At 35.0% G+C, this 12,180-nt stretch carries 9 protein-coding genes; all 9 read right to left on the bottom strand.

Annotation, left to right across the window (positions count from 1 at the left end):
* Positions 1 to 29 precede the first annotated feature (29 nt).
* Positions 30 to 1,106: a glucose-1-phosphate thymidylyltransferase gene (locus CDG77_RS12970; RefSeq protein ID WP_094329778.1), complete on the bottom strand. Its 1,077-nt coding sequence runs from the start codon at positions 1,104 to 1,106 to the stop codon at positions 30 to 32.
* Positions 1,107 to 1,203: 97 nt separating this feature from the next.
* Positions 1,204 to 2,271, bottom strand: a complete 1,068-nt coding sequence (locus CDG77_RS12965; RefSeq protein WP_094329777.1) for a glycosyltransferase family 4 protein — start codon at positions 2,269 to 2,271, stop codon at positions 1,204 to 1,206.
* Positions 2,272 to 2,464: 193 nt separating this feature from the next.
* The gene (locus tag CDG77_RS12960) at positions 2,465 to 3,313 is read right to left on the bottom strand and encodes a glycosyltransferase (protein ID WP_094329776.1); all 849 of its coding nucleotides are present in this window, start codon (positions 3,311 to 3,313) and stop codon (positions 2,465 to 2,467) included.
* A 156-nt stretch (positions 3,314 to 3,469) separates the two neighbouring features.
* Positions 3,470 to 4,390: a glycosyltransferase family 2 protein gene (locus tag CDG77_RS12955; RefSeq protein ID WP_094329775.1), complete on the bottom strand. Its 921-nt coding sequence runs from the start codon at positions 4,388 to 4,390 to the stop codon at positions 3,470 to 3,472.
* Between the two features lie 177 nt (positions 4,391 to 4,567).
* Positions 4,568 to 4,936, bottom strand: a complete 369-nt coding sequence (locus CDG77_RS12950; RefSeq protein ID WP_094329774.1) for an EamA family transporter — start codon at positions 4,934 to 4,936, stop codon at positions 4,568 to 4,570.
* A 102-nt stretch (positions 4,937 to 5,038) separates the two neighbouring features.
* Positions 5,039 to 6,820, bottom strand: a complete 1,782-nt coding sequence (locus tag CDG77_RS12945) for a hypothetical protein (protein WP_094329773.1) — start codon at positions 6,818 to 6,820, stop codon at positions 5,039 to 5,041.
* Positions 6,792 to 7,769: a glycosyltransferase family 2 protein gene (locus tag CDG77_RS12940; protein WP_094329772.1), complete on the bottom strand. Its 978-nt coding sequence runs from the start codon at positions 7,767 to 7,769 to the stop codon at positions 6,792 to 6,794. Before CDG77_RS12940 ends, CDG77_RS12945 begins: the two co-directional genes overlap by 29 nt.
* 207 nt (positions 7,770 to 7,976) lie before the next feature.
* Positions 7,977 to 8,753, bottom strand: a complete 777-nt coding sequence (locus tag CDG77_RS12935; protein ID WP_094329771.1) for a DUF1698 domain-containing protein — start codon at positions 8,751 to 8,753, stop codon at positions 7,977 to 7,979.
* 52 nt (positions 8,754 to 8,805) lie between these two features.
* Positions 8,806 to 12,039 (bottom strand): glycosyltransferase, encoded by a 3,234-nt coding sequence (locus CDG77_RS35410; protein WP_223269799.1) that lies wholly within the window; start codon positions 12,037 to 12,039, stop codon positions 8,806 to 8,808.
* Between the last annotated feature and the right edge of the window lie 141 nt (positions 12,040 to 12,180).

Raw genomic sequence — 12,180 nt, 5'->3', positions numbered from 1 at the left:
TGTGGCCTTTCCTGTTTTTAACAAGTAAATCACGTTAGTTCAATTTGACAGTCATCGCCAATTAGAAATCGCAAGGCTTTAGGGCGACGGGGTGCAAGAGTCAATTGGGCCCTTTGTCCAATCACACTATCAATAATGCGCTGATGAATTCCGGCAATTTTAGCGCCTTCTAAAATTACACTGTGTTCTAAATCAGTATCAATAAGTGTCACATTGTTAGCAATACTACTATAAGGGCCAATAAAGCAGTTTTCTAAATGACAATTACTACCAATCACTACTGGCCCCCGAATTGTGCAGTTAATTACTTGAGATTTTGCACCGATTTGGACTCTTCCTATAATTTGACTTTGGGCATCGACTTCGCCAAGAACTGATGCTTTCAGATAGGTGTCGAGAATCAATCGGTTAGCTTCTAATAAGTCATCTTTTTTACCAGTATCTAACCACCAACCCTGGAGTTTATAGGCTAAAACTTGTTTATCCTGATTAATTAGGTATTGAATAGCATCAGTAATTTCTAATTCGCCTCTGGTAGAAGGTTGGATATTTGCGATCGCATCAAAGATGACGTGAGAAAAGAAATAAACTCCTACCAGTGCTAAATTTGAAGGAGGATCTTTGGGTTTTTCAATTAATTGTAATACCCGTCCTGTATCATCTACTTCAGCCACACCAAAGGCGCTAGGATTGGCAACCGAACGCAAGAGAATCAAAGCATCTGGCTGTTGTTGGCTAAATTGTTGCAGAAAGTAACGTAGCTCACCTAGTTGAATTAGGTTATCGCCCAAGTACATGACAAAGGGAGAATCGCCTAAAAAGGGACGGGCGATTTGGACGGCGTGAGCAAGTCCCAGTGGCCGATCTTGTTCTATATAGGTGATGTTTGCTCCAAAGCATTCTCCATTTCCGGTTTTCCCTTGAACTTCTGTTCCAGTTTCCGGGCTGATGATGATGCCAATATCAGTAATCCCAGTAGCAACCATTTCCTCGATGCCATACCACAAAACGGGTTTATTCGCAACTGGTACGAGTTGTTTAGCTCCGCTATAGGTGAGGGGACGTAGGCGTGTACCTTTCCCGCCAGAGAGAATTAGTGCTTTCATAGGGATTGAGGATTATTTATCAGTCATTAGTCAAGATAATCTGAAATCTGGACAAAATCCTAAATCCTGACATCTAATTATGGTGTTAGTTTATCTTTTATATGTAGCGGGATAAAACTTCGACGGTTGCTTTTCCTGTTTTTTCCCAACTGAATTGTTGACAGTGAGTAATACCTTGGCTAGAAAGGCGCGATCGCAACCCCGAATTAGTTGCGATCGCCTGCATTGCTTCTGTAATTTCTCCGGTGTTGTAGGGATCGATCAAAATCGCCGCATCCCCAGCCACTTCTGGTAAGGAGGAGAGATTGGAGGTAATGACGGGAGTACCACAAGCCATTGCTTCCAGAACCGGTAAACCAAAACCTTCCCAGAGACTGGGGAAAACCAGAGCGATCGCTTCATTGATAATTTTTGGCAATTCGTCATAGGGTACATAATCAAGAAACTTTACCTGATTAGTTATACCTAGTTCTGCAACTTGCGCTGTTAAAGTAGGGGTATAACGGCGATCGCTTGGCCCTACTAACCACAGTTCGTAATCCTTGTAATTAGGTAACGCCGCAAAAGCAGCGATCAATCCCTGTATATTTTTGTAAGGTTCTTGGCGACCAATATAGAGAAAGTAGTTGCGGGTAGGTAGGTTGAGGAGGCGGAAGTGATTGCGATCGTAGGCCAGGGGAATGGCAGTAATTTTGTTTGCAGGAATTCCGTAAAAGTTGGTGATGTCCTGAGCCGTAGTCTCGGAGATGCAAATAATGTGTTGTGCTTGCTTAAGGACTTGGGGAGTGTAGTAGCGGTGGTAGGCTGTGAGTGGTGAAAAGCGTTTGGGAAAGCGCAACGGTATCATGTCAAAACAGGTGATGACAAAGCGACAGTTGCTATAAAGAGGTGCTTCTGGAAGCGAGGAAAATAAAATCTGGGATTTTAGCTTTCTATAGATTTGCGGCAATTGAAATTGCGTCCAAACAAGGCGATTAAAATGACCTTTTACTCCTTGTTCTGCGGTTTGGTTAGGAGGAACTAGGTAGCAGTTGTAACCAGAAATATTTCGTGAAACTAGGAGAGTAGGATAAAGTTGTTGTAAATGAGGCAGCAGGTTGAGAGCGTAGGTAGTGATGCCTGTAGGTTTACTTAATAGAAATGATAGATTAATTAATAATGTCATTATTTATAATTAACAATAAAATAAATTTTTCTGTTGTTAGTTTTTTCTACTACTTCATAGTTATCGTAAAATTACAAATGTTAGTAGTTATGATGATACTATAGGTTAATTTCAGACACTTAAAATTTAGGTTTTTCAGTTTATTCTTTCCATCTAAAGTTTTTTTGTGATTTTAATAAGAGGATTCAATAAATTATTTATTATGGTTCTTGATGACATAATCCCATATACCACAAACTTTTCCTAATGCAGCTTGTGGTTTTATTATAATCGCCAACATAGCTTTTAATAATTGAAGAGTGAATCTAATACTAAAGATAAATTTATTTGTATATTTATCAATTGTCAGCAAATAGCTGTACGTGCTATTTCTAATTTTTTTGAAAACATTCCTATTAGTAATACTTGATGGTTGATGCAGCACTGAAAAATTATTACTTATGGCAACTATATGTCCTTCATTAGCGTAGCGTAAACAAAAGTCTACATCTTCATAATAAAGAAAGTAAGCAGGATCAAAATGAGGACATTCAGTAAAATTATTCAAATTAACAATTAGACTACATCCTGAAACCCAATCACAATTAATATAGTCTTCATCTATATTGATTAATCTTTTTTTGGTAATGATTTCACCAGTTTTAGGAATAAAACTCCCACCAGCAAACCAAATTTCACCCATTGGTGTATAGATAAGTGTACCAAGAATAGAGATTTTTGGATGTGATTCAAAAAATGGCTTAACTTTATCTAAAGTATTTTCTTTTAAATAGGCATCTGGATTGATTATCCAGACATAAGCTTTGGTATTTTGAGTGTAGATCCATTTTAAGCCTAAATTACAAGCACAACCAAAACCTAAATTAGTTTCAGCATCAAGAATCGATACAGATTCAGTTTTTAGATTACTAATAGAATCATCATCAGGGGAATTATTAATAATAATTACTTTGTAGTCAACATAATATGTTTTATCTATGGAATTGATTAATTCCAATACTAAATTGGTAGAATAATAATTAACAATTAAAAAATAAATCACTAGATATTATAGTTTAGTTAAAATAAAAGTTAATTTTACTGAAAAATACTTTTTTATAAAATCTGATATATTATTTGCTGATCCAAGTAATGTAATTGAATTATATATTAATAAATTTATTTTTCGTTACTTCGATGAAATTATTTTTTTAACAACTCAACACCAAGTTTTTCCAAGCTTTCCTTGAAAGCCATGAAATGTTCCTAGCAAGCAAGCCCATACTTTTAAGGTTTTTTCTTCGGGGTCGTATAGCAAAATTGTAACTATCCTACGGAGTAAATATTTTATCCGTCGCGCACAACTAGTTAATCGATACAATCCTTTGGCGTAGCGAGTTTCTAGATAAGTGTGGTTTCGACTAATGTAGTAGTTACGTAGACCTGAGTATTGTTGAACGATCATTTCTCGCTGGAAAAATTTTACTTTGAGTGGATTACCAAAATTATGGTACATGATAGCTGTGGTAACTATCAAATTATGGAATCCCTGTTGTCGTAATCTCAATCCATATTCGAGGTCAACTCCATCTATAAATAATTCTGCACGAGGGAGAGCAACACTTTTAGCAGCAGCAATGGAAATCAAAGAACCAGAAGTGATAGGAGAGTCGCACTCATAAAAATCAACATTCTTATTGTGCTTACAACCTATAAATTGGTCTTTTACAAAAACAGCTCCCTGTACAACTTTCTCAGTTTTGCGATCGATGGGAGTAGGAGCAATAATCCCAATCTTATCACCATACTCTAGCGACAACTTATTAGAAAAATTCAGCAGAGTTTCCAAACAATACTTAGTTGGTAAACTATCTTGGTCAAAAGTCCATAAAAAATCATAACCTCCCTTTATTGCCCATTCCAGTGCAAGTACTAAACCTTGACCAATACCTATATTTTCTGGATGATGATGTATTAAAATTGATGTAGTGCGATCGGGTTCTAGTAATTCTCGATCGGAATTGTCTACTACAAAAACAATATCTACTGGTATAGATTGAGATTTAATGGCTTGCAGACACTCAATGGCAGCTTGTTTATCTTTATACAGGGTTATGTAAGCTGCCACTCTTGCTGTCATTGATTTAGATGTTATGTAACGTTTCTATTTACGGTCTTGATATTCTAATACTTTAATGTTCATGCTTGCGTATAAAATGAATACTATAAATTAGAATAATCAATATTTCTATATGCCTGAGCTTAAAGGAAAGAACTTATAAAAAATTTTAACCCTTTAAGGCAATAATTTTTCAAGTTATTTGTTCCAGACTACTAATATAACTCCGCTAATGATTAAACTCAAACCTATTATACGGGTAATGGGAATAGGTTCTTTGAATAGGAAGTAACCTAGCAAGACAGAAAAAACATATACTAGGGATATAGATGGTCCAGCGATACTGAGATTCACTCTAGTCAAGAGCAGAATATAGGCTAAAGCGCCTAGAGCATAAAAGGCCAGCCCTCCGATCAGTTCAGGTATTGTGATAATACGAATAATGTGACTAACAGCGTTCTCAACACTAACTTTTCCTAACTTGATTGCTCCTGCTTTTAAGAAAAATTGCCCCACCACACTAGTTAAAACTGATACGAGCAATAAACAAAATTCTTGCAGTGTCACAGAAATTTCCTCTGAACCTAAATTGCTAATAATAAAATTTTTATTATTTATTATTTATTATTTTTATATCCTGTATTTGCTCTTTTTTTCATGTATTACTAGTTATTTTTGTAGCATATTATTACCCTTTAGCTTAAAATATTTACCTGTATTGGTATCAAATGCCCAGGCTACCAATTTCACAGAACTACTGGTATCTTCAACAAAATCAAAAGACTTTCGCCAACCTGATTTTAAGTAAGTGCTTTTATTTAATGCTTTAGCTACATCAGCTCTTTCAAATTTTATATCAGTGACCAATGAAAACATGCGAAATCTACCTCCAGCAATCTCATACGTCAGAATTACACAGTCAGCTGGTTTCATTCTATCAGGCAACACAGCCCATCCAGAAGCTAAATACGATCCATCTGGATTCTTGGTTATAGTGTCAAACCAACCATAATCCTTTTGGTTCACCTGATTATCTTGGTTTGTTTCCTCAATGATACTATTCTTAACTAAAGGTGGTGTCAAAAGCCCTAACTTATCAATAGCATTTGCATATTTAATTAAATGATTTAAGTCGGGAAAGACTTTTTCTTTCAAGCATTCATTAATTGGCAAAACATTTATAAATTCCAAACAAGATTTGGCCAATAATCTATCTTTCCTAACATCATGCATAGTAATAATTGCTTGTATAGATGTTAATAGATGTAAGATTAAGATTATTGCCGTCAAAAAACTCATGCTACTATACTGTAGCTTTGTATAGTTACTTATAAAACTTTTATTTCTAATGTCGTCATAAATAATAACTATAATGTAAATTAAGGAAATTGTTAAATATACGGAAAAGGTTGTATACCTCGAAGATAAAGATTGTTCTACTCCAAAACCAACTCTTCCTGATGTAGTTATAATTGCACTAATCAAACTATACGTAGCAATACTTAGCCAGACTACTATACTGTGCAAAAGAGGCAATTCCTTGACAAATCTTACTAAGTAAATACATGAGGCTAACAAAATTAATATTAAAGCCAAGCCTATAAGTGGTGATATTATTAAACTTGTTTCCCGGTTTCCCAAACCAAGTGGCGCACCGAGAAAGGACAAAAAATAATTAATTGCATGTACTGGATGTACAAGTCCTTCTGAAAAGCTAGGGTGGTGGGATGGCTTTTTGTAATTATAAAAATAAGCTGCTGCATTAGTTATAAAAGCAAATACCCATCCTAATATTAACCATTTTTTATTGCTAAATATATCTTGACATTTGATAAAAAGAACAGGAGAAACTATTATCCAGGATAAAAGTCCGTTAGCGTAGGAAAAAGTACTAATTGTACACAGACAGATAGAAATAAAAAATTTAGATTTGCTACTAAGATGGGAATACGCTATTAAAAGGCAAGTTGTAATGCAAGCTATAGGGACAAAAACAACAACTTGTATACCCCATAGCCAATTCTCCCATTGGATTGGTGCAAATATCAGTAAATTTGTGATAGTAGCTATAGATAATCTTTTTATTAAACTACCCTGAATGGTTAAGTTACTAAGGCAATAAATGTTGAAAGATACAATACAAGCCAGTAAAAAGATAATCAACATTTCATAACGTACATCCCAACCTGTAAGAAAACCCAAGCCTAGAAATACTAACCTTGGGAAAAATTTTCTACTTTCATTATGCTGGGCAATTAAATCGCTAAAACCAAGAGAGCCATTATGAAATTTTTCAAATAATGGAGCAATTGCCCACTGATCCCAATATGGTACATTAACAGAATACACATTGATTAAAAAGCCTGTACACAAAGCCGGAAGAATAGCAAGTATAAAGAATAGATATTTTAAATAACTATTTTTATTCAGAAATTTGCTGCGAACTTTCATAATAATTTACCTCCTCTTGAAAACCAATTTTTTCATCTATAATATAGTACGGCCTCTGCTTCACTTCATCATAAATACGTCCAATATATTCTCCAATAATTCCTAGAAAAAACAGTTGTATTCCTCCTATAAAAAAAGTTGTAGTTAAACCATAAGTCCAGTTTAAGAAATCCTGTTCTAAAATGAATTTAAAGAACAAACCAGTTAAGCCTAATATAAAAGCAGAGATAGAGGACACTATCCCAAGAAATGTAGCTATTTTGAGGGGGAGTGTAGAAAAGGAAAATATCCCGTCAAACGCCAACTTAAATAATTTTACAACCGTTACCCTTGGTTCTCCTCTAAATCTTGGACCACGCTCTACAGGTACACCTATCTGCTTAAACCCAGCATATGCCCTCAGACCACTAATATATTTATTTTGCTCAGGCATGGAGCGTAACGCAAGTATTACTTTTCTATCCATTAATGAAAAAATACCTGCATCTAAAGGAAGTTTCAAACCTGCAAGTGCATTTAAAATTCGGTAGAACAGTGTAAACGTTAAATTTTTAACAAAATTCTCTTTTCTTTTTTTACGAATTGCATACACAACAGCATATCCCTGTTTCCACTTTTCTACAAAACCAAAAATTGCTTCAGGAGCATCTTGTAAGTCTCCATCCATAAGTATCACAGCTTTACCTTTAGCATGGTCTATACCTGCGGAAAGGCTACATTGATGTCCAAAATTTCTAGAAAAATTGATAATCTTAACTTCTGGATGTGAAAGTCTTATCTGTATTAAAATTTCAAGAGAATCATCATAACTACCATCGTTGATAAAAATAACTTCACTGTTACCATCAAGTTCTTTGAGAACTTTGTGCAGTCTTTGCCAAAGTTCTTGTATAACTTCTTCTTCATTAAATATAGGAATTATAACTGAGTATTTTATTTGTTTTAACATCTTATCCTGACTGCCTTATTACATAATTCACTATGCTTTTTCAAGTTTTAAGTATTAAATGATAAATGCAGACTATCTATTCATTTACTAAGGCTGAATACTATCAGTTTGAATATCAATGTATAATCTCCTCCACTTAGAAAATTTGCATAGACTAACTTTTCATTTCCTTGTGAACTAAGTTGTGTTACAAGTCTATTGTTTCTACTAACGAACTGCCATTAAGGCAAAGCTTGGCCCATTGGGATGGTCTGGAGCATCAAAACTTACTTCAATGTCTTTCAAACCAAAGTATTTGAGGCAAGCTAGTATATCATCGCGGCTCATCCAATAACTAGTACTTGCATTACCACCACAAAAACCTGACCATTCCAGCGCTTTTTCATATTCCTGACGATAAAGAGTATGCTTAAAGCCATCATAATTACTTTTAGAACTATCTACAAATTTATGTCTAAGGTTAGGATTACCTGAAATTACTTTTTTATCATAATAATGCGTCCAAATAAATATTTTATCTGTACACTTAGCTATTAGCCCAATCAATTCTGCTGGATTGTTCATGTGATAGAGTACACCGCTAGCTATGCATACATCAAATTTAGTCTGAGTGTTTCGCAAATATTCTACAAAATCACCACATAAAAAACGTGTCTTTTTGAATTCTAAAATCTCTTTTATAATTAAACACTTTAAATAAGCACGGGTATTAGCTTCTATTGATAAGATTGATGCTGCCTCTAAGCATTCCAACATATAAGTATGCCCTGCTTCCAATGGCCCCAATTCCAGCACAGTTTTACCTTTAATACCACCTAGTTTCGTAGATACCCAATCAATTCTTGCATCTTCAAACAATGGAATTGAACCTGCTTTAAAATCTGCTAGTGGTGCAGGTAATTTTGATGACCACTCACTTTTAAAAATATCGAGTGCATTTTGCGGGCTGGGCGCAGATTTGATATATTGATCTAAGATGTTCATTTTTTTTCTGAATTTTGTTAGTGTTTATAAATTAGAAGGTTTGAGGTTGACATCAAGCATTGATGCTGTAATCTTCACGCTTAAAGGTTAAATTTATACTATAGCAAGGATCGTATTCTATAAAGTTTTTCCACTTTTTTTGCATATACGTTGTTTCTTGAATAAATCTTGCTACTTTTGCAGGTGTATCTTCACAACCTCGGCTCTTAGATTCATAGTGATATAACATAACGTGTGGTAAATAGATATTCTTGTAACCTTTCTCAACGATCTTCAAACACAAGTCAACATCATTAAATGCAACTGCAAGTTCCTCTTCAAAACCTCCAATTAGTTCAAAAATTTCTCGTCTACACATTAAACAAGCGGCTGTCACAGCCAAATAATTATTTACCGTTAATATTTGACCAAAGTATCCTGGAGAATTGACCGGATAATGTTTATGACTATGATTAGCAACTCCTCCAATACCCATGACTACACCAGCATGTTGAATTGTGTTATCTGGATATAGTAGCAAGGCTCCGACAGTCCCAATACTAGGTCTTTGAGCTTGCTCAACCATTGCATCTATCCAGTCAGGAGTAATTACCTCAATATCATTATTCAAAAACAGTAAATAATCTCCCTTAGCCTTATTAACTGCATAATTATTAATCTTGGAATAGTTAAAAGGTATATCAAGTCTGTAACATTTAAACTTACTAGATTCCTTTTGTTGCCATTTAGAAATCACATTAGCGGTATTTTCTTCTTGACTACCGTTATCTATGAGAATTACTTCATAATTTGGATAAGTTGTCTTCTCAAAAATAGATGTGAGACACTTGTCTAAGGTATTACCCAAATCTCTTGTAGGGATGATAATACTAACAAGCTTATAATCTTTGATTGTATATCGAATTATGTAATGCCCTACAAGGTTTCCAGCCTGTGTAACCCGTCCATGTTCGCCTCGTCTAGCAAGGGCATCTACTAATGCCTTCTCTGCTGCTATGACAGCATAGGGTTTTTGATCCGGTTTACTTGCGGCAGATTGGGGATGAATTCTCCAGTGGTATAATATTTTCGGTATATGGAATATTTGTGTTGTTTTTTCGGTTAATCTTAAAACTAAATCATAGTCTTGGCTTCCCTCATAACCTGTTCTAAAACCTCCAACGGCGTTTACTAGCGCTCGTCGATAAGTTCCTAAATGGCAGGTATACATCCGCGATAAAAATGAGTCTGGACACCAATCTGGTTTAAAGAAAGGATCTCGTAGTTTACCAGTTTCATCAATTTTATCTTCATCAGAATAAATCATATCTGCTTCTGGATGCTTATTGAGCAATAGAGCAATTTCATACAAAGCATCTGGAGTTAGCAAATCATCATGATCGAGTAAGGCAATAAAATCACCCGTTGCAATTTCAATTGCTGAGTTAGAGCATCGAGAAATATGGCCATTTTCAGTTCTAAAAACAACTTTTATTCGGGAGTCTTTTGATGAGTACTCCTCTAACGTTTCTCTAACATAATTATCTGTAGAGGAATCGTCAGCAATACATAACTCCCAATAGGGATATACCTGATTTAATACAGACTCAATGGCTTCTTGCAGAAAATGTGTTGGAGTATTAAAAACGGGCATAATCAGACTAAGAGTAGGCTTATAATCTAATAATTTTGCCGTTTCACCCATCTTTTGTAGGGCTTCTTGATTAGGGTAGTTTTGGTTCAGCCACTTCTGGTAATTAACATCATTAGTTTGAGGAATATCTGGCAGAACTATGGTAGGTAGTAATGCTTCATCAAACTTTAAGTTTGATGAAGTTTTTTTCAGTAATTTTTTCAAGCAGTACCCAAGCCCTTTTGTTCGGAAAACAGTCCACAAATTTTTTAATCGTGACAAAATGCTTATGTTAGATGAACTAGAATTGGATACTAAATTTATAGTTGTAGCACCTCTGAATTTAAACCATAAACTTATGTGAAACGGATTACCATCGTCTAGTAAACCTACAGCATGTCTCAATTTAAACCATATTTTTCGCATCTGCCAAAATTTACTAGTATTCATGGCTGCAATAGTGCAGTGCGAATGATTTAATTCTGTTTGAGTGTATTGTAGAGTAGACTGCGAATGATTTAATTCTGTTTGAGTGTATTGTAGATTAGACTGCGAACGCTCTAATTCTGTTTGAGTGTATTGTAGAGTAGACTGCGAACGCTCTAATTCTGCCTGAGTGTATTGTAGAGTAGACTGCGAACGCTCTAATTCTGTTTGAGTATGTTGTAGATTCGACTGCGAACGCTCTAATTCTGCCTGAGTGTGTTGTAGAGTAGACTGCGAACGCTCTAATTCTGTTTGAGTGTGTTGTAGAGTAGACTGCGAACGCTCTAATTCTGTTTGAGTGTGTTGTAGAGTAGACTGCAATCGCTCTAATTCTATTTTTGAATCTTTCCTAATTTTGTAAATATCAAGCCAATCTTGAAGAACCCAGTCTCTAAAATAAATATCAACTTCTAATGGATCTAAGTGAACTAGCTGGCATTTTAGATCGGCTCGATCGTTCAACTCACTATATAGTTCCATTGCTTCTGGAAAAAACCTTTTAATTAGCATCTGTCTGTGAGCGTTTGATGCTAAATTAGTCATTAATGATTTATCTACAATGCCTTCACTAGGATCTTTCAGTTTAAGACCAAATTTATTTTCACACAACTTTGAGATAACAGTATAGTCGGCAATTACAGTATGAGTATTTAATAAAATGCATTTATCTGGAAACTGATGATGAAAATCTAGGATGATTTTGTTATAGTGCATCCAGATTTGTAAAGCGTATTTAGGATTGCTATAAAAGATTTCGTCTCCCCGACGATATAAAGAATCGATAACTTCCCAAGGCGCTCTATAGGTAAATATAAAATATGCTTGCGGTAGTAAATTTTTCCAAAAATCTAAAAAAAGAGTAGTGCGCGGATCTTTCCATCCCCAGGAATTCAGTGTTGCGTTTTCAGCGATAATTAGCTTTGCTTTATCAAATAATTGCTGTGGTATGTCGATACCCTTCTGTATTGTCCATCCTTCCTGACTAATACCTTGACAACGTAAGGCACGCTCGTGAAAACCTACGAAGTCTAAGTTTTCAAAATGACCTTTTGGGTTATTAGGAGATGCACCCATTAATCTTTCACCTATATTTACTCCTGCACTTTCCATCAACGATGCAGAGAGAGAAGTGCCTGAACGATGCATTCCGGTAATTATGAAAATCGAAGATTTGTTATCTTGGCTCATCACAACTTTGCCTTCCTTTTGCCTTTCTTATTTAGTTATCAATAAATAATATCTAATTGATATGAATAAGTAGCAGGTTATACAAGTATTTAACTTAAATATTTTTCCTGACTGACATCTTTCTCATAAGTTTTGAGTGAG

The organism is Nostoc sp. 'Peltigera membranacea cyanobiont' 213 (assembly GCF_002245975.1).
Classification (GTDB): domain Bacteria; phylum Cyanobacteriota; class Cyanobacteriia; order Cyanobacteriales; family Nostocaceae; genus Nostoc.
Note: the sequence above shows the minus strand (reverse complement) of the source record. Positions and strands in the feature narration are given on the sequence as shown.